Annotated in this window: 35 protein-coding genes and 1 pseudogene; 19 read left to right on the forward strand and 17 right to left on the reverse strand. The window is 63.6% G+C overall.

Translation table 11 applies throughout. The annotated features are described in order from the left end of the window. Positions 1-68 precede the first annotated feature (68 nt). The 11 genes and pseudogenes from ACYVHH_RS08970 to ACYVHH_RS09020 form a co-directional block, all read right to left on the reverse strand. Positions 69-1,535 (reverse strand): annotated as a pseudogene (locus ACYVHH_RS08970) (hypothetical protein); the annotation flags it as partial. After that, positions 1,517-1,882, reverse strand: a complete 366-nt coding sequence (locus ACYVHH_RS08975; protein WP_460564793.1) for a hypothetical protein — start codon at positions 1,880-1,882, stop codon at positions 1,517-1,519. The gene ACYVHH_RS08975 and the pseudogene ACYVHH_RS08970, both read right to left, overlap by 19 nt. Further along, positions 1,879-2,460: a helix-turn-helix domain-containing protein gene (locus ACYVHH_RS08980; protein ID WP_460564794.1), complete on the reverse strand. Its 582-nt coding sequence runs from the start codon at positions 2,458-2,460 to the stop codon at positions 1,879-1,881. Before ACYVHH_RS08980 ends, ACYVHH_RS08975 begins: the two co-directional genes overlap by 4 nt. Further along, complete coding sequence (locus ACYVHH_RS08985; protein ID WP_460564795.1) at positions 2,460-2,915, reverse strand: hypothetical protein; 456 nt, start codon at positions 2,913-2,915, stop codon at positions 2,460-2,462. The genes ACYVHH_RS08980 and ACYVHH_RS08985 overlap by 1 nt, the downstream gene beginning before the upstream one ends. Then, the gene (locus ACYVHH_RS08990; RefSeq protein WP_460564796.1) at positions 2,912-3,172 is read right to left on the reverse strand and encodes a hypothetical protein; all 261 of its coding nucleotides are present in this window, start codon (positions 3,170-3,172) and stop codon (positions 2,912-2,914) included. The genes ACYVHH_RS08985 and ACYVHH_RS08990 overlap by 4 nt, the downstream gene beginning before the upstream one ends. Further along, complete coding sequence (locus ACYVHH_RS08995) at positions 3,169-3,675, reverse strand: recombination protein NinG (RefSeq protein ID WP_460564797.1); 507 nt, start codon at positions 3,673-3,675, stop codon at positions 3,169-3,171. Before ACYVHH_RS08995 ends, ACYVHH_RS08990 begins: the two co-directional genes overlap by 4 nt. A gap of 44 nt (positions 3,676-3,719) precedes the next feature. Continuing rightward, the gene (locus tag ACYVHH_RS09000; RefSeq protein WP_460564798.1) at positions 3,720-4,169 is read right to left on the reverse strand and encodes a recombination protein NinB; all 450 of its coding nucleotides are present in this window, start codon (positions 4,167-4,169) and stop codon (positions 3,720-3,722) included. Next, entirely contained in the window at positions 4,166-4,378 is a 213-nt protein-coding gene (locus tag ACYVHH_RS09005; RefSeq protein WP_460564799.1) for a hypothetical protein, read from the reverse strand. The genes ACYVHH_RS09000 and ACYVHH_RS09005 overlap by 4 nt, the downstream gene beginning before the upstream one ends. A 252-nt stretch (positions 4,379-4,630) precedes the next feature. Continuing rightward, the gene (locus tag ACYVHH_RS09010) at positions 4,631-5,098 is read right to left on the reverse strand and encodes a hypothetical protein (RefSeq protein ID WP_460564800.1); all 468 of its coding nucleotides are present in this window, start codon (positions 5,096-5,098) and stop codon (positions 4,631-4,633) included. Then, complete coding sequence (locus tag ACYVHH_RS09015; protein WP_460564801.1) at positions 5,095-5,997, reverse strand: hypothetical protein; 903 nt, start codon at positions 5,995-5,997, stop codon at positions 5,095-5,097. The genes ACYVHH_RS09010 and ACYVHH_RS09015 overlap by 4 nt, the downstream gene beginning before the upstream one ends. Positions 5,998-6,000: 3 nt before the next feature. Beyond that, the gene (locus ACYVHH_RS09020; protein ID WP_460564802.1) at positions 6,001-6,225 is read right to left on the reverse strand and encodes a Cro/CI family transcriptional regulator; all 225 of its coding nucleotides are present in this window, start codon (positions 6,223-6,225) and stop codon (positions 6,001-6,003) included. Positions 6,226-6,296: 71 nt separating this feature from the next. Here ACYVHH_RS09020 and ACYVHH_RS09025 point away from each other — a divergent pair, with 71 nt between their 5' ends. The 15 genes from ACYVHH_RS09025 (at position 6,297) to ACYVHH_RS09095 (ending at position 13,753) form a co-directional block, all read left to right on the forward strand. Next, complete coding sequence (locus ACYVHH_RS09025) at positions 6,297-6,953, forward strand: LexA family protein (protein WP_460564803.1); 657 nt, start codon at positions 6,297-6,299, stop codon at positions 6,951-6,953. Then, entirely contained in the window at positions 6,953-7,168 is a 216-nt protein-coding gene (locus ACYVHH_RS09030) for a hypothetical protein (protein ID WP_460564805.1), read from the forward strand. Before ACYVHH_RS09025 ends, ACYVHH_RS09030 begins: the two co-directional genes overlap by 1 nt. 162 nt (positions 7,169-7,330) lie before the next feature. After that, positions 7,331-7,456: a hypothetical protein gene (locus ACYVHH_RS09035; protein WP_460564806.1), complete on the forward strand. Its 126-nt coding sequence runs from the start codon at positions 7,331-7,333 to the stop codon at positions 7,454-7,456. Continuing rightward, a complete protein-coding gene (locus ACYVHH_RS09040) occupies positions 7,453-7,647 on the forward strand; it encodes a hypothetical protein (RefSeq protein WP_460564807.1) in 195 nt (64 codons plus the stop codon). The genes ACYVHH_RS09035 and ACYVHH_RS09040 overlap by 4 nt, the downstream gene beginning before the upstream one ends. Before the next feature lie 18 nt (positions 7,648-7,665). Beyond that, on the forward strand, positions 7,666-8,337 hold the full coding sequence (locus ACYVHH_RS09045) for an ERF family protein (RefSeq protein WP_460564808.1): 672 nt from the start codon (positions 7,666-7,668) through the stop codon (positions 8,335-8,337). Next, positions 8,337-8,927 (forward strand): PD-(D/E)XK nuclease family protein, encoded by a 591-nt coding sequence (locus tag ACYVHH_RS09050; RefSeq protein ID WP_460564809.1) that lies wholly within the window; start codon positions 8,337-8,339, stop codon positions 8,925-8,927. The genes ACYVHH_RS09045 and ACYVHH_RS09050 overlap by 1 nt, the downstream gene beginning before the upstream one ends. Before the next feature lie 11 nt (positions 8,928-8,938). Continuing rightward, on the forward strand, positions 8,939-9,724 hold the full coding sequence (locus ACYVHH_RS09055; RefSeq protein WP_460564810.1) for a hypothetical protein: 786 nt from the start codon (positions 8,939-8,941) through the stop codon (positions 9,722-9,724). Next, positions 9,721-10,188 (forward strand): HNH endonuclease, encoded by a 468-nt coding sequence (locus ACYVHH_RS09060; protein WP_460564811.1) that lies wholly within the window; start codon positions 9,721-9,723, stop codon positions 10,186-10,188. Before ACYVHH_RS09055 ends, ACYVHH_RS09060 begins: the two co-directional genes overlap by 4 nt. Beyond that, positions 10,172-10,612, forward strand: coding sequence for a single-stranded DNA-binding protein (ssb, locus tag ACYVHH_RS09065; RefSeq protein ID WP_460564812.1), 441 nt, complete (start codon positions 10,172-10,174; stop codon positions 10,610-10,612). The genes ACYVHH_RS09060 and ssb overlap by 17 nt, the downstream gene beginning before the upstream one ends. 27 nt (positions 10,613-10,639) lie before the next feature. Next, positions 10,640-10,987: a hypothetical protein gene (locus tag ACYVHH_RS09070; RefSeq protein ID WP_183965961.1), complete on the forward strand. Its 348-nt coding sequence runs from the start codon at positions 10,640-10,642 to the stop codon at positions 10,985-10,987. A gap of 34 nt (positions 10,988-11,021) precedes the next feature. Further along, positions 11,022-11,843 carry a DUF2303 family protein gene (locus ACYVHH_RS09075; protein WP_460564813.1) on the forward strand — a complete coding sequence of 274 codons (822 nt, stop codon included), beginning with the start codon at positions 11,022-11,024 and terminating at the stop codon, positions 11,841-11,843. A 38-nt stretch (positions 11,844-11,881) separates the two neighbouring features. Continuing rightward, positions 11,882-12,355, forward strand: a complete 474-nt coding sequence (locus ACYVHH_RS09080; protein WP_460564814.1) for a hypothetical protein — start codon at positions 11,882-11,884, stop codon at positions 12,353-12,355. 8 nt (positions 12,356-12,363) lie between these two features. Next, on the forward strand, positions 12,364-12,618 hold the full coding sequence (locus ACYVHH_RS09085; RefSeq protein WP_460564815.1) for a pyocin activator PrtN family protein: 255 nt from the start codon (positions 12,364-12,366) through the stop codon (positions 12,616-12,618). Next, on the forward strand, positions 12,615-13,412 hold the full coding sequence (locus ACYVHH_RS09090) for a hypothetical protein (protein WP_460564816.1): 798 nt from the start codon (positions 12,615-12,617) through the stop codon (positions 13,410-13,412). Before ACYVHH_RS09085 ends, ACYVHH_RS09090 begins: the two co-directional genes overlap by 4 nt. Continuing rightward, complete coding sequence (locus ACYVHH_RS09095; protein WP_460564817.1) at positions 13,409-13,753, forward strand: hypothetical protein; 345 nt, start codon at positions 13,409-13,411, stop codon at positions 13,751-13,753. The genes ACYVHH_RS09090 and ACYVHH_RS09095 overlap by 4 nt, the downstream gene beginning before the upstream one ends. Before the next feature lie 261 nt (positions 13,754-14,014). Here ACYVHH_RS09095 and phbB read toward each other — a convergent pair whose 3' ends face one another. The 3 genes from phbB to phaC are packed head-to-tail and all read right to left on the reverse strand — an operon-like array spanning position 14,015 to position 17,769. Then, on the reverse strand, positions 14,015-14,752 hold the full coding sequence (phbB, locus tag ACYVHH_RS09100) for an acetoacetyl-CoA reductase (RefSeq protein WP_460564818.1): 738 nt from the start codon (positions 14,750-14,752) through the stop codon (positions 14,015-14,017). Between the two features lie 46 nt (positions 14,753-14,798). Beyond that, positions 14,799-15,977: an acetyl-CoA C-acetyltransferase gene (locus tag ACYVHH_RS09105; protein WP_460564819.1), complete on the reverse strand. Its 1,179-nt coding sequence runs from the start codon at positions 15,975-15,977 to the stop codon at positions 14,799-14,801. 55 nt (positions 15,978-16,032) lie between these two features. Continuing rightward, positions 16,033-17,769, reverse strand: a complete 1,737-nt coding sequence (gene phaC, locus ACYVHH_RS09110; protein WP_460564820.1) for a class I poly(R)-hydroxyalkanoic acid synthase — start codon at positions 17,767-17,769, stop codon at positions 16,033-16,035. 137 nt (positions 17,770-17,906) lie between these two features. On the opposite strand from phaC, the gene ACYVHH_RS09115 reads away from it, so the two are divergent. Then, positions 17,907-18,185 carry a hypothetical protein gene (locus tag ACYVHH_RS09115; RefSeq protein ID WP_460564821.1) on the forward strand — a complete coding sequence of 93 codons (279 nt, stop codon included), beginning with the start codon at positions 17,907-17,909 and terminating at the stop codon, positions 18,183-18,185. Here ACYVHH_RS09115 and pgeF read toward each other — a convergent pair. The 3 genes from pgeF to ACYVHH_RS09130 are packed head-to-tail and all read right to left on the reverse strand — an operon-like array spanning position 18,105 to position 20,352. Continuing rightward, complete coding sequence (pgeF, locus tag ACYVHH_RS09120) at positions 18,105-18,893, reverse strand: peptidoglycan editing factor PgeF (protein WP_460564822.1); 789 nt, start codon at positions 18,891-18,893, stop codon at positions 18,105-18,107. The genes ACYVHH_RS09115 and pgeF overlap by 81 nt on opposite strands. 4 nt (positions 18,894-18,897) lie before the next feature. Continuing rightward, a complete protein-coding gene (maiA, locus tag ACYVHH_RS09125) occupies positions 18,898-19,575 on the reverse strand; it encodes a maleylacetoacetate isomerase (protein WP_460564823.1) in 678 nt (225 codons plus the stop codon). 54 nt (positions 19,576-19,629) lie between these two features. Further along, the gene (locus ACYVHH_RS09130; RefSeq protein ID WP_460564824.1) at positions 19,630-20,352 is read right to left on the reverse strand and encodes a GntR family transcriptional regulator; all 723 of its coding nucleotides are present in this window, start codon (positions 20,350-20,352) and stop codon (positions 19,630-19,632) included. A 95-nt stretch (positions 20,353-20,447) separates the two neighbouring features. On the opposite strand from ACYVHH_RS09130, the gene ACYVHH_RS09135 reads away from it, so the two are divergent. From ACYVHH_RS09135 to ACYVHH_RS09145, 3 genes are read left to right on the forward strand one after another with little or no spacing between them, the layout of a single operon-like run. After that, positions 20,448-21,800, forward strand: a complete 1,353-nt coding sequence (locus tag ACYVHH_RS09135; RefSeq protein ID WP_460564825.1) for a Rieske 2Fe-2S domain-containing protein — start codon at positions 20,448-20,450, stop codon at positions 21,798-21,800. Between the two features lie 4 nt (positions 21,801-21,804). Beyond that, positions 21,805-23,346: a glutamine synthetase family protein gene (locus ACYVHH_RS09140; RefSeq protein WP_460564827.1), complete on the forward strand. Its 1,542-nt coding sequence runs from the start codon at positions 21,805-21,807 to the stop codon at positions 23,344-23,346. Between the two features lie 6 nt (positions 23,347-23,352). Beyond that, positions 23,353-23,682 carry a 2Fe-2S iron-sulfur cluster-binding protein gene (locus ACYVHH_RS09145; protein ID WP_460564828.1) on the forward strand — a complete coding sequence of 110 codons (330 nt, stop codon included), beginning with the start codon at positions 23,353-23,355 and terminating at the stop codon, positions 23,680-23,682. Positions 23,683-23,685: the final 3 nt, after the last annotated feature.

Raw genomic sequence — 23,685 nt, forward strand, 5'->3', positions numbered from 1 at the left:
CTCGCGTAACTGATTTTGTCCGTGAGGTCTATCGCTGGCAGATATTTATTCTCAGTTGTCAGAAACTTGTGGTCAGGCGTGCAGGTGACGCTGGTGCCGTCCTCAAACACAACGCGCACCAGCTCGGCATTGCGGCGGATCACGCGCCAGTTTTCATGCGGCACCCATTCGCCGGCATCGTTCAGCACTAAAGCATCACCAATGCTGTCAATGCGACGCGGCCCCATGTTGGTCATCACCGGCGTGTCAGCCGGGAAACAGTGGTCTTCGGCATCGGTGTCCACGTCTTCCGGGTTGTCGTCGCTGGGCGGCAGGCTCGGCACGGTGCGCAGCCAGTGCTTGCATGTGGAAAACACCTTCAGCCGGCCCTCGGCCAGCAGGCGGATGATTTCCTGCGCCCCGTTGACCCGTGAGCCCTTGGCATTCCAGGCCTCCATCCACTTCACGCCACCCTCGCGGAATATCTGGCCGATGGAGCGGTCCGCGCCGATCTTGCTGAAGATGGCAGGGTCCGCCAGGTTCAGGCGGTACTCGTAGCCCAGTCGCTCGTCGTGTTCCTCAATGGCCTTGATCTTTCTGGCCACCTTGGCCGCATCTTCCCGGCTTCCCTCGTTGGGCTTCTCGCCCATGCCGTACAGCTCGCGCCAGATGTAGTGCACACCGTCCGGGTCCATCGCAAACCAGTACACGGCATACGGCCGGGCATAGCCCCAGTCCATGGCCTTCCACACCTTCCAGCTCGCCGGGATCGGGAACGGCTCCACCACATGCTTCTTGGCGTCCCACACGCCTTCTAAGAACGAACCCACATGGATGTCCCAGTCGCCTTCCAGCCACGCCTTGCGCCGGTTGGGGTCCTTCAGGCTTTCCAGTGTGGCCAGGTACTCGGGGTCATTGGCCAGCAGGATGCGGTTCTCGTAGATCGTGGAGCGAATCGCCACGCGCGGCTTCTCGCCATCCAGTCGGATCACCTGGCCCGATGGCACACCACCCTGCCCCAGCTGGAAACGCTCCTTCACCGCGCCATGGCCCTTGCCGAACGGGTTGCAGGTGGCGCGCACCATGCGCGGCATGCCGGGAAACGATGACCGGCAGGTGGAGTGCATGGCCTCGTAGAACTGCAGATCGCGCCAGTTGGTCAGCTCTTCAAAGCCCAGCCATGGGTATTCGTGCCCGTGATAGTTCCAGTAATCGTCCTCGGTGGCGCCGTAGCGGAAGAACAGCATTTCGCCGGTCGGCCACTCCCAGTAGTAGTCGGCCTTGTTGAATTTCGCCTCGGGAAAGAACTGGGTGAACCATCGCCGGCTCTTGGCCACCACGTCGGCCAGCTGCGGGTAGGTCAGGCGGAACAGCACGCCACGCCAGTGCTGGCCGAAGCCCTTGCCCGTGTGCTGCGCGAAGGACATCAGCAGCGTGTCGGTCTTGCCACCGCCGCGCGTGCCGTGCATCAGCGCCTCGAAGATCGGGCACGTCAGGAACCTGAACTGCGCGCCGGGGAGCGGCACCCAGCGTGTCGTCACGCCTCCGGCCTCCATTTCGCATCATCAATGGCCGACCTTGCGGCCACCCGTGCGTTTTCGCTGGCAGCCCACTCGTAGCCGCTGCATCCAGGCCCTTGCAGTAAATGGTGGGCTACCCGGACCGCCTCCATGGGCACAAGCCCAACTGCGCGCGTGCAGATGTGGCGCCCGTCCATCGCATTTTCTAGAAACATCATGGCATCCAGTCTGTGATCGGCGGGCCCATTGGTTAGCCGATCTTTCAGCTCTGCAATCGCCTCGTCAATCTCCTTAAGGCCGCCCTCCATAGCCTCTGCACCACAGTGCTCGACCAGCTCAAGGGCCTCCAAGGCGAGCTGCATGATTTCCGTGTCGCTTTTCATGATTGCGTGTCCTTTGCGTTGTTCATCATCTTTTCCCAGGCCTTTTCATCCATCACGCCCGGCACCACCAGCACGCCCTTGGGCGCTTCGTTCTCGGGCGGCGCGTTCACCTGCTTCACCGTGTCGCGGTTGGCCGCCAGCAGGTTCACCGCGATCTGGCTGGAATCGTTGGCCAGCTTGGTCAACACGCTCACACCCTTTAGCGCCTCCATGGACAGCAATGGATCGGCGTCGTCCACCTTCTCCACCTCGCTGTTGGCCAGCGCATGCAGCCGGTGGGCGGTCTTCGCCCCCAGCTCTGCCGCATTGGCCAGGCTCACGCTGATGGCCCTCAGCTTCTCGGCCAGGCTCACCGCGGCGTACTGCTGCGCCACCGGCAGCTCGGCCAGTGCCGTTTGCGCCTCGGCCAGCTTGTGGGCCGTTTCCTTAACTTTTTCCGAAACTTTCGAAACTCTTTCGGAAATCCGGGTTTGACTGATGCCGTACTCGCGCGACAGGTCTGCGGCCCTCTCCCCTGCAGCCAGCCGGCGCTCAATCTCTTGCCACTGCTCCGGGCTCAGTTTGCTGGGTCTTGCCATCAGATCACCACCACCTCGGGCGCCTTGGCCTTGATCCGGTTGGTCAGCTCACGGATGAATCGCTCGTACTCGCCGCGGCTGATGCTGGTGCGCTGCAGGTGGTGGTACTCGAACACCTCCCGCATGGCCTGCAGTCCCGGCCCGGTGGTGCCCATCTTCTTGGTGCGCTCGTACCGGCGGGCGGACTCGATCATGTGGGCCTGCAGGGCGGCGCAGTCTTCGGCGGCCTCTGGTCCCACCCCGTTCGCGGCCATCAGCTCGCACAAGTTGGCCATATCCACGATGTCCTGCCACTCTCTCAGGCCGGCTTGGCCTTTGGCGAATGCGTCGATCGCTGCCAGCTCGCGCAGCTGCAGCTGGTTCAGCTTGTCGTCCGGGGTGATGGCTGCGCCCTCGATGGCGTGCTGGATCGGGTTCACCAGCGCCCATACCTTGCGCCTAGTCTTCTTCCTCATTGCTGCAATTCCTTGATGCTGGCCCTTGTGTCGATTGTTTCGTGGCCCCCGTGGGCTGGTGGACATTTCGTGAGTAGATGCGGCTGCAAGGTCACCAGGTCATGCCGTCCGCCGCCGTCCATCTGCACGGTCACGCGCAGGAAGTGGTCGTGCTTGCTCTCGAAACCCTTGTGCTTGATGACGGTGCCGGTTCGCCCGGTGGGCGTCATCACACGGGTGCCTGGCGGAAAGTGGTCCAGCTCTACGTCCCGCCTCACGCCTTGCCCCCCAGTTTTCTGGCCTGCTCCCGGTAGTGGCGCGCAATCTCGATCAGCCCTTCGTGGGTGTACTTGCGCAGGGTGCTGTCGGCTTCGATCAGCTCCACAGCACGGGGCCCGATGCGCTCGATCAGGCCCTTGCGGTACTCGACGTGGTTCCCGGCGAGGTGGTTGTTGCAGTGCTTGCACTGGCCGTGGGCGTTGTCTTCTACAAACCGCATGTGCGGCGCGCTTCCCACGCTGCGGTAGTGGCCACAGTCGTAAGTGTTGGGCTCGGTACCCAGTGGTCGGCCACAGGAAATGCAGGGCTTGCCGGCGTCACGGGCACGGATGAAGGCATTGAATGCCGTCTGCGCCTTCTTCACCAGCTGGGGCTTGGTCTGCATCGCCTGCAGCTTGGCCTTGATGGCCTTGCGCTCTTGCGCTTGCTCCTTGGCCTGCTTCTTTTCCGTCTGGGCTCTAGCGTGCTTCAGTGCGCAGCTGGGTGAACAGACTTTTTGCATCGGCCTCGATGGGCTGAAATACTCGGAACAAACCTTGCACGACTTCACTGGTAAATCTCCCCGGTCTCAGGGTCCACCCTGCCGGTGTGCACTCCATGGTCTGCAGCCCATGCCAGCACGAACTCGATCAGCTCGGCGCATTCGCCGCGGGTCAGTTGACTGGTGCGGCGGAACACGATGTCCACCCCGTGGCCATCGAGGGCGGGCAGCATTTCGATGTGCTCCCCACGTGCGCGCATCCATGCGGCGGTCAGCAGGCGCTTCCACGTTTCCACGTCGCGCTTCTTGCCGGCCCACTCCACTTGCTTGCTGATCTGGGTCAGCAGGGCATGGAGCATGGCGTTCTCGGCCAGGCTGCGGGTTTCTTCCCGCGCCTCAACCACCATGCGGCGGCCGGCCATCAGGTGCGCCTTCAGCAGTGGCCACAGCTGGCCGGTCATGGCCTTGTGGGCCTGCACCGGCTCCCAGCATCGGATGACGGTGCGCTCGGTCATGCCTCGACCTCTTCAAACAGGTCGGCGGTCTGCGGCTGTTGCGGCTTGACCAGCTTTCGGCGCAAGACAGGAAACACCAGCCCGCTCTTGCGCTGCGCCAGCGGCATCAGGCCGGCGCGCTGGGCGCACTTCGGCCCGACTGGGTGATTGCCGATCAGGACGGCGGCCTGGTCCATCGGGCGGCCGCACAGGGCGCAGTACAACTTCACAGCAGGTGCCTCACTCGTCCAAACTGGACTTCGGCCCAGCTGAGCGGCGTTTCGTCAATTTCTGGGCCACGCACTCCAAGACCTTTGCCCGGCCAGGATTTCCCGGAAAGCGCTCGATCGCAGCGAGCATCGCGGCCGCGTGTGGCTTGCTCGGGTACGCACTCAGCACCAGCCGGGTGCAGCACTCCAGGCACTGGAACCGGTACGCCCCACAGGTCGGCCGTTCGCTCGATTGGATGCAGGCGCTGCATGTCAAGCAGCCTCCGGCATCAGGTGCGAGCGCAGCGCTTCGCGGGCAAAGCGCAAGCTGGTGGGGTTGATCTTCTCGCCAGCCTCATGGCGGGCCAGGATTCGCTTAGCCCAGGCCTTGTGATCAGTTGTGGCGGTCTGGACGGTTTGCGTACGCACGTCGCCCAGCTTGGCAAGCTCCCGCTTGACGCGCTCAGGGTCGGCCTTGGGTTCGGGCAGGCGCGGCGCCTCGGGTGATGGAGCCTGGCGGCACAGGTGCTTGAACTCGATGACGTTCGGACACTTAGGCGGCAGGTTCTCCAGCGCCCAGGCAATGCGGTGCAGGCTTTGCGCGAACGTGGACAGCTCATGCGCCCATGCCGCCTTCACATCGGCCATCGGCACATCGGCCCATTGGCGCGTCCATTGCGCGCCGTAGGTGGCGGCCAGGCGCTCGAACAGTCGGTCAATCGCTTTGGTGGGCAGGCTCATGTGGCGACCCTCAACTTCGGCTGCAGGGGTGTGATGTCGATGTAATCGTCGGCATCGGCGGGCTGGCCGGCCTCGGGCCACTTGCGGCCGGTCATTTCCTCCCAACGAGCGCGGCGCGCCAGCTCGTCTTGCTGGGCGTAGCTCATGGGCTGGCGGCTGGCGGTTTGTCGCTCGGCCGGCTTCAGCCAATCGGCTTGCAGGCCTTGCGATCCGCGCATGCACCACACCTGCAGGAAGGCGTCCAACTGCATGCCGGCCTTCTCGCTCTCACGCCGGGCTTGCTCCAACACGGTTTCGGTGACCGGGGCCTTCTTGGCTCGGCGCAGTGCAAGCCAGTCGGTCCAGGTTTGTTCGGCAACAACGTCAGGCCGGGAAACCTGAGCGGGTGCGCTGCGCTTGCGCGGCTCTACTTCTGAACGAAGTGAAGAAGTATTCTTCTCTTCTCTTTCTCTTTCTCTAGCTAACGCACCTGTAACGCTCGCGTGCTCATCCTGTAACGCTGTCTGCGTTACATCAGCGTTACCGGCTGCATCGTCTGCGGTTGCATCGGCGTTACCTGAGCGGTGGCTGGCCACACGTTTTGCCGTTACAGCGCGCCTCTTGGCAGACGTGCCGTTGTGCTCTTCAAACCGGACGATGCGCACGCCTTCGGGGTGATCGGCCAGCCACCCGATGCACACCAAAGCATTGCCAAGCCCTGGCACACCAGTCTTGCGGTCAATCTGGCGCAGCGTCAGCCCGGGCATGATCCCGTCTTCGCTGTGCTGGTCTGCCGTGGCCCACAGCCAGTAAAGCCCACCAATGACGGCGGCCTCACCCTGCTCTGTCAGGTCGCAAAGTTTTGCAACCCGTGGGTCGTCCCACAGATTACCGCGCATCTTGATCCAGTCGCCGGCCATGGCTCAGACGCCTTCAGTGACTGGCTTACGCTTCTTTCCCACCTTGCGGCGAACAGAAGGGACAGGGCGCCCCTTGAACCACTCGGGCCGGATCGCGTAGAGCTGGACAAGCCGAAGATCAGGCAGGGGGCCATCCCTCCACTGAGTCACAGCGGACGGGGTGACATTGAGAATCTTGGCCAGCGTCGCGGCGGACCCGGCTAGTTGGATGGCTTCTTCGGTTTTCATGGGCTTGAAATTTATCACACTAAACCGATATTGTGAAGCATCCTATAGCCTTTAGGTGGCTTAATAAGGCCATGACACTCTCAGACCGAATCCGCGAGGCGATTTCCCACTCGGGAAAAAGCCAGGCCCAGATCGCTGCCGAGACTCGCAAGAGCCCCGGCGCGGTAAGTCAGTGGCTGGACGGCAGGATCAAAAGCCTACGTGCCGATACAGCAGAAGCCCTGGAAAAAGCAACAGGGGTTCGTGCTGCTTGGCTCGTTACCGGCCGCGGACCTAAATTTGTGATTGACAACAACGTTCAACCCGCTGCCATCGGAGCAAAGTGCGTCCCACTCATCAACTATGTGCAGGCTGGCCACTGGACGGGCGCTGTCGATCCGTATCAAACCAACGATGCACAAGACTGGCTGATGACAGACTCAGAAATATCGGGGAGTGCCTTTGCACTGGAAATCAAGGGGGATTCAATGCTGCCGGAATATCGGCCTGGCGATCGAGTGATCATTGACCCAGAGGTGTCGCCACAACCTGGCGACTGTGTGGTGGCAAAGAACGGCGAGGACGAAGCGACATTCAAGAAGTACCGGCCGCGCGGCATGGATGCCAACGGCAACATGGTGTTTGAGCTGGTGCCGCTCAACGACGACTATCCGATCATCCGGTCAGATGTCACGCCGGTGCGGATCGTCGGCACGATGGTGGAGCACAGGAAGTACAGGAGAAGGTGATGCAACGGAAAACGATCATCGGCGCGGGCATTGTTGGCGCCACCATACTGATTGGCTGGCTGGCGTTTGGCCAGCAGAGCTACGAGGGGTGCCTGAAGAGCGCCGCCAAGGCCGCCAATGGCGTGCCAATGGCCTACCACGATCTGCGCAGCATCTGCGACGACAAACACGCCGAAGGCGGCATCAGCTTCAGCGACCTGATCCCAAAGAAGTAGCCGCGCCGCACACCACCAGCAAACCCGCTTCGGCGGGTTTTTTGTTGCCTGAATCCTAGGCAAACCACCGCAATGCCGAAAATTATTTAGTAGCCTACTATACAAGGCAGGTTTATTCTGCTAAAGTTCACTTCACTTACCGCACACCACCGGAGTGAACCGATGAACCCCTACCTGCTTGATGAGATTTATGAGCGCCTGGGCCGCCCCCGCTGGTTCTGGCCTGCCGTCGCCGTGGCTTTGGTCGTGTTGTTCGGCTTGGCCGGTGCCGTGACGGAGCCCGTATGAACTGCTGCGACTACAAGTGCACCGAGGGCAAGGACTGCCCGGTCCGTGTCGCCAAAGTCGGCCAGCGCATGCCGGCCGCCGAACCCCTGCCCCGCACTACGTGGCGCGAGCACCTGCGTGACGCCGCCACCGCTGCCCTGATGGTCGTCGTGGTGATGCTCATTACCGCGCTCATCTACCCCTTTTTCTGACCCACCTGCTGTACCTCCATGAACGAACCCACCAATCCCATGGCCGCGCTGTACGCAGCGCTGGCCAAAGCACAAGGCGCATTCCAGCCGATCGTCAAGAACCGTGATGTCGAAATCACGATGAAGAGCGGAGGCCGGTACCGGTTTCGCTACGCCGATCTGGAAGAGATCCTGACCAAGACCCGGCCCGCACTGTCGGCCAATGGGCTGGCGCTGATCCAGACCGTGCACGAAGGCCGTCTGGTGTGCTCGCTGGTGCATGCCGATGGTGGCTCGATGTCCAGCACGGTGGACATGCCCAGCGCCCGCGACTTGGGCGATCCCAAGAGCTTCGGCGCCGCCATCACCTACCTGCGCCGCTACCTTGTCACTGCCATGCTGGGCGTGGCCGCTGACGACGACCTGGACGAAGACGGCCAGGAAATGGGCGAGACCGTACCCCGCAACACCAGCAAGCCGCCCGTGGCACAACCCCGGCGCCGCGCACCTGCAGAGGCGCCAGCGCCTGCAGCTGCCCCCGCACCAGGTGACAGCACGCCCGCCACCCAGGGCGAGGTGGCCTATATCACCAAGAAGATCGAGGCCAAGGGCTGGACCAAGGCCGAGGCCTACCAAGCGGCCGGGCTCGCGTTTGACGAAGCCGTGCAGATGAGCAAGGCCGACTTCGCTGCACTGAAGGCGGTGCTGTGATGCTCACCTTTGACGAAGCCACCCACACCTACTACCTCAGCGGTCAGAAGGTGCCCGGCGTGACGAGCGTACTGAAGCCGCTGACCGACTACAGCACGGTACCGCCCGATGTGCTGCAGGCCGCCGCCGAGTTCGGCAAGGCTGTGCACCGCGCCTGCGAGCTGGACGACCTGATGGAGCTGGACGAGGACACCATGGACCCCGCCCTGCGCCCGTACCTGAGCGCATGGCGCAAGTTCTGCGCCGACCACCGCGTGTCGTGGCTCGAAATCGAAAGGCCCGTGCACCACCAATCCCTGCGCTATGCCGGCACACCCGACCGCATTGGCGACGTGCAGGGCCTGCTCTCTGTGGTGGACATCAAGACCACCGCCGAGCTGTACCCCAGTGTCGGGCCGCAGCTGGCCGCCTACGCCAACGCATGGAGCCCCGGCGCCGCCAGCACCATGCAGCGCATCGCCGTGCAACTCAATGGCGACGGCACCTATGTGGCCAAGCCCTACACCGACCCGGCCGACTGGCCTTTGTTCTGTTCCCTTCTGACGCTGCGCAACTGGTGCGCGCGCCATTCCATCACCCCCAAGTTCTAAGGAGCCCACCCATGAAAACCACCGACACCGTGACTTACGACGCCAGCGCCGCCATCGTGCTGGCCAACAAAGCCCAGGCCGCACTGGCCGGCGCCACCGACTTCGTGATCGACAGCCCGACCATGTTCGAGCTGGCCAGCGACGACCTGAAAGGCATCAAGGCCCTGCAGAAGGAAGTCGAAGAGAAGCGCACCAGCATCACCGGCCCACTGAACCAGGCAGTGAAGGCAGTGAACGATCTGTTCCGCGCCCCGAAGGACTATTTGGACAAAGCCGAGGCCACACTGAAGCGCGCCATGGTGGCGTGGACCACCGAGCAGGAGCGCATCGCTGCAGCGGCCCGCGCAAAGGCCGAAGCCGAAGCCCGCGCCGAGCGGGAACGCCTGGCCGCCATCGAGCGCGAACAAGCCGAAGCCGCGCGCCGTGCGCAGGAAGAAGCCCAAGCCGCTGCCGCTGCCGGTGATCAGGAAGCTGCAGCCGCTGCCATGGCCGCCGCACAGGCCGCCGAGCTGCAGGCCGCCACCGCTGCCATGACCGCCCAGGTGGTGACCTTGGCCCCGGCCGTGGAAGCCCCGGCCAAGGTCACCGGCATCAGTGGCCGCGTCACGTACAGCGCCGAAGTCACCAACCTGATGGAGCTGGTGCAAGCCGTGGCCGCCGGTCAGGCCCCCATCGAGTGCCTGCAGGCCGACACCAAGTTCCTGGGCGCCCAGGCCCGCGCCTTCAAGAAGGCCGGCCAGCTGTACCCCGGCGTCATGGCTGTGGCCGAACGCAGCATCGCAGCGAGGGCCGCATGAGCGCGCACCAGATCATCGAATCATTGCTCGAAAGAACCATTGCTTCACCGAACGGCTGCCGGATTTTTACCGGATGCACGCAAAGCAACGGCTATGGGAGAGCAAAGATTCTCGGCAAGGTTGATTACACACACCGGCACATGTACAGGCTTATCCACGGCGAGATTCAGCCGGGCCTTGAGGTGTGTCACTGGTGTGACGTTAGAGGTTGCATCAACCCAGAACACCTATTTCTGGGAACGCATACAGAAAACATGGCCGATGCGGTCAAAAAAAATCGCATAGCCAAGGGTTTTGCTTTGCCGCACACAAAGCTGACCGAAAGCCAGCGAGCAGAAATCCAAAGGCTTGCAAGTTCCGGCATGTCCTACACGCAAATTGGAATCTTGTTCGGGATCAGTAGGCATCACGCAAGCTGGATTGCATCGAAGAAAGAGGGTCAAAAACATGTCATCAGTCAATAAGGTCATTCTTCTGGGGCGGTGCGGCAAAGACGCCGAGGTTCGTTACCTACCAAGCGGCAAAGCTGTTGCAGCCGTTTCGATGGCGACGTCCAACTACCGTAAAGACCCAAGCACAGGCGAGCGCATTGAGGATGTTCAATGGCACCGCGTCACCTTCTACGAGCGCCTGGCCGAGATTGCCGGCGAGTACATCAAGAAGGGCAAGCCCGTGTACGTCGAAGGCCGCCTTAAGTACGGCAAATACACCGACCAGTCGGGCGTGGAGAAGAACACGGTGGACATCGTGGCCACCGAGCTGCAGCTGTTGGGCGGCCGTGACGATGCTGCCGCACCGGCGACCCAGCGCCAGGCCCCCGCACCGCGTCCCGCGCCAGCACCGGCCAGCAGCGGCTTTGACGACATGGACGACGACATCCCGTTCTGATTCCCCCAACCCACCCGAAAGGAAACCATGACCGCGACACCCGACACCACCGCAGCCGCCACTGACGTGGGCGAATTCATCACCGACTTGGACGGTGGCGTGTTCGACCGCAAGCTGTCCATTGCGCTGTCGCAAGTGGCGGCCGCCACCGTGGACAACGACAAGGCCGGCGAAGTCACCGTGAAGCTGGTTTTCCAGCGCATCCCCGGTACCAGTCAGGTGCGCTGCGAGCACACCCTGAAGTACGTCAAGCCGACCATGGACGGCAAGGCCGGCGAAGAAGAGAAGCGATCGACCGTGCTGCACGTGGGCCGGTTCGGCGCGCTGTCGCTGGCCCAGCCCTCTCTCATGAACAAGCAGGGCGAAATCGTTTAAGCCCCACCCGCAACACCCAGCAGAAAGCAACACCATGTTCGACAAAGACGCCATCAAGCAACTGGGCCAATCGGAGGCCATCTCGGCCGCTGCTACGGCCATCACCGAGCAGGCCGCCACCCTTGTGGCCCTGCCCGAAGACTTCAAACTGCACGATCTGGAGCAGTACCTGACCATCCGCCGGCGCGCCCGTGGCCTGATGACCACCAGCGCACTGAAGGACTTTGCTACCTACGCCAAGGCCCACGCCGAAGCCGGTGCCAGCGTGTTTGTGGACGCCAACGAAATGTGCGCCACCGCCGTGCTGAACCTGGGCACTCCCGACGAGCCCGGCCACACCGACAACCGCGCCAAGCTGCAAGCCCAACTGACCGCCGCGTATCGCGCCCTGCTGCAGCATGCCGGCGGCCGCGCACTGACCCAGACCGTCGCCGCCGAGTTTCTGGAAGACTGGCCCGACCTGATTGAGTGCTTCAACGAGCAAGGCCCGATCAAGCTGCCCAAGGCAGTCGCCGCCATCCGCAAGCTGTCCATCGAGGCCATGCGCAAACTGGAATCCAGCGAGCAGTCGCTGAGTGCCAGCAAGAGCGCATTCGAGTCGGTGCAGGCCACCAGCGCCGACCCGATCCCGACCACCATCTACTTCAAGTGCGTGCCCTACAAAGACCTGGCCGAACGTCTGTTCGTGCTGCGCCTGGGTGTGCAGACCGGTGGCGATAAGCCGTCGATCGTGCTGCGCATCGTGAAGGCCGAGCTGCATGCCGAGGAAATGGCCAACGAGCTGGCCGACCTGGTGCGCGATTCCCTCAACGGCCAGATGCCCGTTCTGCTGGGCGCCTACGCCAAAGCGAACTGATCGACTGAATGACACTGGCGATCTTCATTGCCGTCCTGATGACCGGCGCCACCTTTGGCGTCGTCATCATGGCTCTGATGTTCATGGCCCGCGAGGCCGACAAAGATACAACCATGAGTGACTTCGACCTAAACCCCGATCTGATCATCCAGGCCGCAGAGGTGCTGCAGCGGCAATGCCACGGAGCGGCCAAATCAGCCGGCTGGTGGAACAGCAACGACACCTACACCAGCAAAGAAAACCCGCTGCACTTCAGCAACAAGCTGTGCCTGATCCACTCCGAAATCAGCGAGTCAATGGAAGGCGACAGAAAAGGCCTCATGGACGACAAGCTGCCGCACCGTGCAATGCGAGAGGTCGAGCTGGCAGACGCGGTGATCAGGATTTTCGACTTGGCCGGCGGCTACGGCATGGACCTGGCGGGCGCCATCGCCGAGAAGATGGTCTTCAACGCGCAGCGCGCTGACCACAAGATCGAAAACCGAGCTGCTGAAGGCGGCAAGAAGTTCTGAGAGGCACCATGATCACGTCCCTGGCCCTCATGTCCATCTACAAGTCGCCAGCGATCCCGCTGGCTGACGTGTGCGAAAAGTATTTCGCGCTGTCCTACGAGGAAGCGCTGAAGAAAGCCGCGCGCAACGAGCTGCCGGTACCCACGTTCCGGCTGACCAACAGCCGCAAGGCCCCGATGATGGTCAGCGCCGAAGCACTGGGTCAGTGGATCGACAAGACCGAGGCCGAGGCCAAGGCACTGTGGGAAAGGAGTCAGGTATGACCGACAAACTGAGACAGGCCATCGAACAGACCGTAGCCATACTCGGCCCTGAAGCCCCGCTGTGCAGCGGGTGCGTCGACGAGTGGACCGAGGCGCTGCGGATACTCCGCGCCGCGCTGGCAGAGCAGCCAGCAGAGCCGGTGGCGTACGTCCCAACGGATGCACTTGCGCAAATCAAGCCGCCCACGCTGTTGCTGCGCGGCGTGCCGTTGTACGGATATGCGGCCGAAGGGGCGACGGCTGTTTACACCGCACCCCAGCCCGCCATCCCGCCAGGGTACAAGCTGGTGCCGGTGGAGCCTACGCCGGAGATGAAGACCGCTGGCATAGCCGTTGAGGTTTACCCTGAAAGTAAGCCTGAAATCGGCGCGCTCACATGGGCAGAAGTGAAAGCCATCTACTCCGCCATGCTCGCAGCCGCCCCGCAACCAGCCGGGGAGCCGGTGGCAAGTGCAGTGCAAACTTTAATTGAAGCAATGCAAGCTGACCCAGACTACGCGTGGGGTTGGCACTGCAATATCGCAATGGCGTTTGTGGACGCTGGCGGCTCGCACTACACGGCCAACCAAGGTGCTGCGCGGTTTATGCGGATGCTGGCCAACGTGGAGCCAGCACATGAGTTACCAGCCGCCCCGCAGCCGCACCCCGACGACACCGCGCTGCTGCGGCAGGCGCTGGAGTTCATGAACGAACTGCTGCCAGCCACCAGTGAAATCAGCGCCGAGCACTTAAGCGACCCGACACTGCTGCGCGATCTTGAACTGCGCGACGCCATCATGGAGCGATTGAAATGAAACCACTATCGAAACTCCACACCGAGGCTATCGAGAAGGCGCAGACAGAGCAGGCCAAGGTCAAAGCCGCCGCACTGGCAATGATTGAGACGCCAATGGACTTAATCAAGGCCGTGCTGCTCAAGCATGAAGAAGCCGTGATTGAGGTGATGCGCGAACTCCATCAGCAACAGCAGGCAGATACCGCCCTGCTGCGGCAGGCCCTGGACACGCTGGCGTACTGGCTGGAGCACGGCGAAACACCCGGAGCGCACGACATGATCCAGCGGACGCATGACGCCCTCCGCGCCCGACTACACGGTGACAACCTGTCACCGACTGCCGCCCCGCCAGCAGAATGATGCACCGGCGCACCGCGCCACCCCCTGCATATGCACCGCCGAGTGCATCAAGGTCGCGTCAGCGGCCTTTTCTGCTTCAGTGACAACACCTTAGAAGTGGCTTGGTCCAGTCGAGCATGGGCGCCACACTCAGGCGCCAGAGGTGCCGCGCATCAACAGCGCCGGAAACGGGGGCAGAAACAGTCATGGGGCGCGATTATCCCAGCCCCATGAAAAAAACCCGCCGAAGCGGGTTTGCTGGTACTGGCGCCTTGCGGGCAATCAGCCCATGTGCAGGCCGCCGTTGCACGAGAAGTCGGCACCGGTGGTGAAGCCGGAATCGTCACCCGCCAGCCAGGCGACGATGGAGCCAATTTCCTCGGGCGTGCCCAGGCGCTTGACCGGAATGGTGGCCACGATCTTTTCCAGCACGTCCGGGCGGATGGCGCGCACCATTTCGGTGCCGATGTAGCCCGGGCTCACGGTGTTAACCGTCACGCCCTTGGCTGCCAGTTCCTGGGCCAGGGCCATGGTGAAGCCGTGCATGCCGGCCTTGGCGGCGGAGTAGTTGGTCTGGCCCGCCTGCCCTTTCTCGCCGTTGACCGACGAGATCTGGATGATGCGGCCCCAGCCACGTTCCACCATGTCAGGCACCACCTGCTTGGTCACGTTGAACATGGACGTCAGGTTGGTGTTGATGACCGCGTTCCAGTCGTCCAGCGTCATCTTCAGGAACATGCGGTCACGTGTGATGCCCGCGTTGTTCACCAGCACGTCGATGGGGCCGTGCTCTTCCTTGGCCTTGGTGAAGGCGGCGACGGTGGAGTCCCAGTCGGCCACGTTGCCCACCGAGGCGTAGAAGGTGAAACCCAGCGCCTTTTGCTCGTCCAGCCACTTCTGGAAGTCGCGTGTGGGGCCGCAGCCCGCAATGACCTTGTAACCGCCCTTGGCCAGGCGCTGGCAGATGGCGGTACCGATGCCACCCATGCCTCCGGTGACGTATGCGACTTTCTGGCTCATGGAATGCTCCTCTGTGTGTTGAGTGAAAGGGGATGTTGGTGGTTGTTCAGCGTTCGACCGTCAGCGACACGCCCATGCCGCCGCCAATGCACAGGGCAGCCAGGCCTTTCTTCGCGTCGCGGCGCTGCATTTCGTGAAGCAGCGTGACCAGAATGCGGCAGCCGGAAGCACCGATGGGGTGCCCGATGGCAATGGCGCCGCCGTTCACGTTGACACGTGCGGGGTCGATGCCGAGTTCCTTGTTGACGGCACAGGCCTGGGCGGCGAAAGCCTCGTTCAGCTCGAACAGATCCACTTCAGAAGCCTTCCAGCCTGCGCGGGCCAGAGCCTTTTGCGATGCAGGCACGGGGCCCATGCCCATGGTGGCCGGGTCCAGACCGCTGGTGCCGAAGCTGGCGATGCGCGCCAGGGGCTTGAGGCCCAGGGCCGCCGCCTTGCTGGCCTTCATCACCATCACGGCGGCGGCGCCGTCGTTGATGCCGGAGGCGTTGCCTGCCGTCACGCTGCCAGCCTTGTCGAAAGCCGGGCGCAGGCCCGCCAGCGCTTCAGCGTTGGTCTTCTTGTTGATGAACTCGTCGGTGTCGAAGATCACCGGGTCACCCTTGCGCTGGGGAATGCTCACGGGGACGATTTCGTCCTTGAATTTGCCTGCTTCCTGCGCAGCCGATGCCTTCTGCTGGCTGCCCAGTGCCAGTGCGTCCTGCATCTCGCGGGTGATGCCGTGGGCCTTGGCCACGTTCTCGGCGGTGATGCCCATGTGGTACTGGTTGTACACGTCCCACAGGCCGTCGACGATCATGGTGTCGACCATCTTCCAGTCGCCCATGCGCTGGCCGTCGCGCGAGCCGTTGAGCACGTGCGGGCTGGCACTCATGTTCTCTTGACCGCCTGCGATGACGATCTCGCTGTCGCCCCATGCCACGGCCTGGGCAGCCAGCATCACGGCCTTGAGGCCGGAGCCGCAAACGGCGTTGATGGTGAGCGCCGGGGTTTCCTTGGCAATGCCTGCTTTCATCATGGCCTGGCGGGCCGGGTTCTGTCCAACGCCTGCCGCCAGCACCTGGCCCATGATGACCTCGCCGATCTGGTCGGCGCCCACGCCGGTGCGCTCCAGAAGGGCCTTGATGACAATGCCGCCCAGCTCGGTGGCGGGAATCTTGGCGAGCGAGCCGCCGAACTTGCCAACGGCCGTGCGCGCTGCGCCTACGATGACGATGTCTTCCATGTGTCTACTCCTCTGGGGGTTGTCGAAGAATGTTCAGTGGTTGAACCGGGACGTTTCAGGCCTTGACCTTGACGTAACGGCCTGGAGCGGGTTCGATGGGCTTGTGCTTGCGGTTGCCATACGCCTTGGGCGCAGCAATTTGCTTGCCAGCCTGGCCTTTGAGCCAGCTGGACCAGTCGGTCCACCAGCTGCCAGGGTGCTCGGTGGCCGTCGCGAGCCAGTCGTCGAACTTGGCCGGGAAGCGGTTGGGGCCGATCCAGTGGCTGCGCTTGCCCTTGCTGGCAGGGTTGATGACCCCGGCGATGTGGCCGGACGCGCCCATGACGAAACGCTTGGGGCCGGACAGATGTTGCGTGCTGGCGTAGGCACCGCCAATGGGCACGATGTGGTCCTCGCGCGAACCGTAGATGTAGACCGGGATATCGATCTTGCCCAGGTCGATCTTCTCGCCGCAAACCGTGGCCGCCCCAGGCTTGCACAGCCGGTTTTCCAGGTAGGTGTTGCGCAGGTACCAGGCGTAGTACGGCCCCGGCAGGTTGGTGCTGTCGCTGTTCCAGTAGAGCAGATCAAAAGGCGGTGGTGTTTCGCCCTTGAGGTAGTTGCCCACCACGTAGTTCCACACCAGGTCGTTGGGGCGCAGGAAGCTGAAAGTGGTGGCGAGGTCGCGGCCCGGCAACAACCCGCCGTTGGCGAACTGCATCTCGCGGAATTTCACGAAGGCTTCGTCGATGAAGACGTCGAGCACACCCGTGTCGGAAAAGTCGAGGAAGGTGGTGAGGAACGTGGCGCTGTGCACTGGCTTTTCGCCGCGCGCCGCCAGCACCCCCAGCGCTGTGCCCAGCATGGTGCCGCCCACGCAGAAGCCCAGGGCGTTGATGGTCTCTGCACCGGTGATTTCCTGCACCACACCAATGGCCTTGATGACGGCGTCTTCGATGTAGTTGTCCCAGGTCTTCTGGGCACAGGAGGCGTCGGGGTTGCGCCAGCTCACCACGAAGGTGCGGTGGCCCTGCTCCACCGCGTAGCGGATGAGCGAGTTGTCGGGCTGCAGGTCGAGGATGTAGAATTTGTTGATGCAGGGCGGAACCAGCAGGAAGGGGCGCTCGTACACCTTGGCGGTGAGCGGCTTGTATTCGAGCAGCTGGAACAGTTCGTTTTCGAACACCACCTGGCCTTCACTGGTGGCCACGTTGCGGCCCACCTCGAAAGCGTTCTGGTCCGTCATGGACACCTGCCCCTGCTTCATGTCATTGAGCAGGTTCTGGATGCCCTTGGAGATGCTTTCTCCCTGCGTTTCCAGTGCCTTCTTCTGCGCTTCGGCGTTGAAGGCCATGAAGTTGCTGGGTGCGCTGGCGTCTATCCACTGCTGCACCGCGAAGCTGACGCGGGCCTTGGTCTTGGCATCTGCATCCACAGCTTCTGCCATGGCCATGAGGGTGCGGGCGTTGAGCAGGTAGGCCGCTGCCGAGAACGCTGCCATGGGGTTGGCGTTCCAGGCTTCCGACGCAAAGCGGCGGTCCTTCGGCGGCTTGACCTGCAGACCCTGGTTCCACAGTTCGGCCAGGTCCTTCATGTAGGTCTGCTGGATCTCGACCCACTTCTCCGGGTCGAACTTGACGGGCTGCCCCGTGATCTTGCTGAACAGCTCCGACAGGTTGGCGCCGCTGGGCATGGCAAAACTGGGGGTGGGCGTACCGGACGCCTGGGCGGACTGCAGCATCTGTGTCCATTGCTGCATGGCGGACTGCTGGAACTGCTGGGCGGACTGCAGCCAGGGGTTGTCAGAGGTCATGTTTGTCTCCGAAAAGTTCATGCAGGCATCCGGCAAGGGGCCCACAATATGGGTGTCTGGTTGCCAGTTTGCGGCCCTTGCATTGCGGCCGGCTGACGAGACCAACATTTCTCTCACACATGACCGAACGTTAACACATGTATCTCGTGGTTTTGGGCTGGGTTTACGTGGCTGTGCTGATGGCCCTCGCAGAAGCCTTCAGCGCCAACGGCACCATCCTTGGTGCCATTGTGACGCTGATTCTTTACGGTTTTGTGCCGGTTTCGCTGATTCTTTATTTCATCAGCCGCAAGCAGCGAAAGTTCGATGCCGCAAAGGCCGCTGAGGCGGCAGCCTCAGGCGCGCCAGATGCAGGCGGCCATGCGCCCGGTGCTGCCGAGGCGGGCAGCGTCACGCCGGTGCGAGAAGAAAAGTGACGGATTGCTCACGGTGCACCAGGGCGTGGAGCCGTCATTGCCGTGGATGGAGGTAATGCCCAGGCGGGCCAGTCTGTCTCGCGCAAGCGCTGGCAGATTGCAAAGGTATTTCGGCCCAGCGCTTCCGCCTTGGGGCTGAAAGTGGCGCGCGGCGGTGGGGTCGTGTTCAGCGAAGGCTGAGCGCACGTCTTCACCCACCTCGAATGCCGTTGGGCCGATGCATGGCCCCAGCCAGACTCGCAAGCCTTCAAGTTGCCCTGGCAGCTGCACGGCGGGCCAGTCGCGGCACAACGATTCGATCACGCCCGTGCCGCGGTGGCCCACCAGGCCGCGCCACCCAGCGTGAACCGCTGCCACGCTGCTGCCATCGGCGGTACTGAAGAGCAGCGGCAGGCAGTCGGCCACCATCACGGTGCAGGCCACACCGGTCTCGCTGGTCCAGCAGGCGTCGGCCACGTTCTGGTCGGCCGTGTCACCCTGCAGGCGTAGTGCGTCACAGCCGTGCACCTGCTTCAGGAACACCGGCCGGGCTTGCAGGCGCACGGTCAGGCGCTGGCGGTTTTCCGCCACGGCTTCGGGCGCATCGCCCACGTGGTCACCCAGGTTCCAGCTGTCGAATGGTGGCGCCGAGACACCGCCGTTGCGCGTGGTGAACACGGCGCGCACACCCGCTGGCCAATGGGTGCCTGCTGCGATCAGGTCTTGCACGCGCTCAGGCCTCGAAGTCGGGGCAGTTGCGCGGATGCGCCTGCTGGAAGGCGTCGAGCTTCATGCAGGCCTCGAAAGCAGCCATCGTGAGCGGCAGACCTTCGTACTTCAAGCCAAAGCGCTGCCCGTTGACGACCTGCGGCACCAGACAACAGTCGGCCAGCGTAGGCTTGTCGCCATAGGAGTACACCGAAGGCGGCAGGCCTGCGGCAGCACGCTCTTGCTGGAGGTCCTGCAAGCGGCGTTCGTAGGACTGCAGCCCTTCCAGCACCCAGTGGTTGTACCAGTCGGCACGTTGCTGTTCGCTCAGGCCCAGTGTGCCCCCCAGGTACTTGAGGATGCGCAGGTTGTTGATGGGGTGGATTTCGCAAGCCACCGTCTGAGCCAATGCGCGAACACGGGCACGGCCCAGCGCGTCGGCGGGCAGCAGCGCAGGTTCGGGATGGGTCTCGTCCAGGTATTCGATGATGGCCATGGACTGGCTCAGCATCGCCTGTTCGGGGTCGCCTTGCAGGTCGAGCACGGGCACAAGGGTGTCGGGGCTGACGGCGCGGTAAGCCTCCTGCCGGTGTTCGCCCTTGGCCAGGTGTACAGACACGTACTCGTAAGGCAAACCCTTGAGGTTGAGCGCGATGCGCACGCGGAAAGACGTGCCCGAACGGAAGTAGTTGTAGAGCTTCATGGCCGAAAGTTTAAGGCCCGCAGGCAACATGCGGGCGGCGCGCGAATGCCTTACTCAACGCCCCACGACGAGCCGGATGGCGGGCAGCACATGTTCAGCCTCGGTGCGGCGCTCCAGCGCCAGGCGCATGTTCATCTGCGCCACTTCGGTGTGTTCCACGGCCAGTGCCTGGGCCCGCGCACCCTGCCCTGCGCGCAGCGCGTCGAAAAGCATGTGGTGCTGGCGGTGGGCGTAGAGCATCCAGTCGCGGTCCAGCGCCAGGGTGCCCTGCATGGGCAGCATGGCAGACGCGGGCGCGAAGGGCAGCTTGTCGTTCATGGCCACGGCCCTTTGCAGCGCGCGGTTGCCGCTGGCTTCCAGAATCAAGGCGTGGAAGCGGTCGTTCATGTCAGCGTAGGCAGCGTAGCTTTCCAGTGTGAGCGGGTTGGCTGCCAGCACGTGGTCGCCTTCGTCCAGGCAGGCCTGCAGCTGAGCCTGCAACTGGCGCGGCACACCGTGCTCGGCCACCAGGCGTGCGGCCATGCCTTCCAGGTGCCCGCGCACGGCAATCGCGTCACTCACCTCCTGCGCGGTGTACTGCCGCACCAGGTAGCCGCCAGTGTCGTTGGACTCGACCAGCCCTTCCTGCTCCAGCGTGGCCAGCGCTGCGCGCACGGGCGTGCGCGACGCACCCAGCTGTTCGGCCAGTTGTTGCTCGGCCAGACGCTGGCCGGGCGCGAAATCGCCCCGCAGGATGCGGTCGCGCAGTTGCATCAAAACGGTTTCTTGCACGCTCATGCAGGCTACTGTACACTGGATTTTTGAAACGGTATACCGTTTTGATTTTTTGGTACACAACCCCAAGTGCGCAACCCTATCTGGCAGGACAAGACATGAAGGCTGAACAGAACGAACTCATCACCCGTGTGGGCCCGGGAACTCCTGGCGGCCAGCTGCTGCGGCACTACTGGCAGCCCGTGGCATTGGTTGACGAGTTCGACCCGGCGCTGGACCCGCGCATGGCCAAACGCCCTATGAAGGCAGTTCGCCTGTTGGGCCAGGACCTGGTGCTCTTCAAGGACGACCAAGGCCGCTGGGGCCTGCTGGACCGTGACTGCCCCCACCGTGGCGCCGACCTCGCCTTTGGCCGCCACGAGGGAGACGGTGTGCGTTGCCCTTTCCATGGGTGGAAGTTCAACGCCCACGGCCACTGCACCGAAACTCCGGCAGAGCCGGAAGGCAGCACGTTGTGCCAGCGCGTGCGCCAGCGCAGCTACCCGGTGGCCGAAAAAAGCGGCATCCTCTTCGCATGGATGGGGCCTGAAGGCCAGGAGCCCGCGCCCTTCCCGGCTTTCGACTGCTTCACCGCCCCAGGCAGCCACACTTTCGCCTTCAAGGGCTGGCTTGACTGCAACTGGCTGCAGGCGTTGGAGGTCGGCATCGACCCCGCACACGCGTCTTACCTGCACCGCTACTTCCAGGACGAGTCGCTGGAAACCAGCTATGGCAAGCAGTTCCGCGGCGCTTCTGCCGGCTCTGACTGGCCCATGACCAAGGTGTTGCGCGAATACGGCCGCCCCGAGATCCACGTGAACCCCGCCGACCACGGCCTGCAGCTCATTGCTCTGCGCCACCTGAACGAACAGCTCACCCACGTGCGGGTCACCAACCAGGTATTCCCGCAGGCCTTCGTCATCCCCTTGTCGGCTGACATCACCATCACCCAATGGCACGTGCCCGTGGACGACACGCACTGCTACTGGTATGCCATCTTCACGGGCTTTCGCGAACCGTTGAACAAGGCACAGATGCGCGAGCAGCGTCTGGCGCTGTACACCCTGCCCGACTACAAGCCCCGCGTGGGCCGCCACAACGACTGGGGCTTCAACGCAGACGAACAGCTCACCGAAACCTACACCGGAATGGGTCAGGACATCAACGTGCATGACCAGTGGGCGGTCGAGTCGCCCGGCCCCATTCAGGACCGCACACGCGAGCACCTGGGCACGTCCGACAAAGGCATCATGGCCTACCGCCGCTTGCTGATCAAGGCGATTGAAACGGTGCAGGCAGGCGGCACACCGCCCATGGTTCTGGCGCCCGAGCAGGCTGCGGCCATGCAAGGCCCGTCCACCGTGGACAGCATTGCACCGGCCGACGCCTGGGAAGCCCACTGGCGCCAGGTGGACGCCACCAAGCGCGACGGCGCGCCGTGGCGCCAGGCCAGCGAACCCGCCAACGCCTGAGCCCATGCGACACCCGAACACGAGTCCCACGACCGCCAGCGACGGCGGCCAGCGTTTCGTTGACCGCCACCGGCTCTGGAACGACGCGCAGCACGCCGCCTGCGGCGAAGTGGAGCGCCGCATCCGCGAGGAAGGCCTGGAGCTGGTGCGCTTCGCCTGGGCCGACCTGCACGGTGTGCTGCGCGGCAAGACGCTGGTGGCCAGCGCGGCCATTTCTGCCCTGCGCAACGGCGTGAACATGGTGGGCACGCTGCTGCTGAAGGACAGTTCCCACCGCACGGTGTACCCCGTGTTCCAGAACAACGGCGAGGCACCGAAAGGTTTTGGCGGCGCGGGCGACGTGGTGATGGTGCCTGACCCCACCACCTTCCAGGTGTTGCCCTGGGCGGAAAGCACCGGCTGGGTGCTCTGCCAGGCGCACTTCACCAACGGGCAACCCATAGAGCTGGACCCGCGCCACCAGGCACGGCGCGCGCTGCAACGCCTGCAGGAACGAGGCATGAGCCTGCGTACCGGGCTGGAAGTGGAGTTCCACATTTACCGCCGTGAAGGCGAACTGCCCCCGCCGCAAGACGCCAGCTGGCCCGGTGAGGCGCCCGCCGTTCGTTTGCTGCACCCCGGCTTCAACCACCTGACGGAGCAGTGGTTTGACATGGCGGAACCCGCGCTGCGCGTTGTGCAGCGCACCGCCCAGGCGCTCGGTCTGCCCTTGACGTCGCTGGAAATTGAACTGGGCCCCAGCCAGGTGGAAGCCGTCTTTGGCCCCGCAGACGCGCTCACCTCTGCCGATCACATGGTGCTGTTCCGCTCTGCGGTGAAGCAGGCGCTGCACCGCGCGGGATACCACGCAACCTTCATGTGCCGCCCGCCGTTCCCTCAGGTCATCAGCAGCGGCTGGCACCTGCACCAGTCGCTGGTGGACACGCGCAGCGGCGCCAACCTGTTGATTCCCCAAGCGCCCCACCCCGACCCGATGGAAGCCGCCAGCCTGCTGTCAGCCACCGGCGTGCATTACCTGGGCGGGCTGCTGGCACACGCCCGCGACATGGCGGCCTTCGCCAGCCCCACAGCCAACGGTTACGCCCGCTACCAGGGCAGCGTGATGGCGCCGCAACACGTGCTCTGGGGCCGCGACAACCGGGGCGCCATGTTGCGCGTCATTGGCCAAGGGCCTGGTGACGCCGCCACGCGCATTGAAAACCGCGCGGGCGAACCGCTTGCCAACCCTTACCTCTACCTCTCGTCGCAAGTGCACGCGGGTGTGCGCGGCCTGGACCAGCGCCTGAACCCCGGGCGCGCGGCCGACACTCCCTACGCCGAAGCCCACGCCACACGCCTGCCCGCCAGCCTGGACGAGGCCCTGTCTGCCCTGTCCGGCGCTGAATGGCTGCGCGAGGATCTGGGTGATGCCATGGTCAACCACATGGTGCGCGTCAAGCGCGCCGAACTGGCGCGACTTGACCAAGCCCTGGCCGCCAGCGATGCATCGGCCCAGGCACAGGCGAGAATGGACTGGGACCGCCGCGAATACTTCTCTGTTTTCTGAACCAACATGCCCGACATCCGCATCCATTTCGTCCACGCCGACGGCCAAGCCACCGACATCACTGCGCCCACCGGCATCTCACTCATGCAGGCCGCCATCAAAGCCAACCTCAAAGGCGTTGAGGGAGACTGCGGCGGTCTGCTGACCTGTGCCACCTGCCACGTGATGATCGATGCGCCGTGGAACACGCGCCTGCCCGACATGGTGGCCGACGAGGACTCCATGCTCGACTTCGCGGCCAGTGCGCGCGAGCCGGGCAGCCGCCTGAGCTGCCAGATCCCGCTCAAGGAAGAGCTGGGCGGCATGGTGGTACGCCTGCCCAAGAGCCAGTACTGAGAG

Source organism: Hydrogenophaga aquatica (assembly GCF_054780915.1).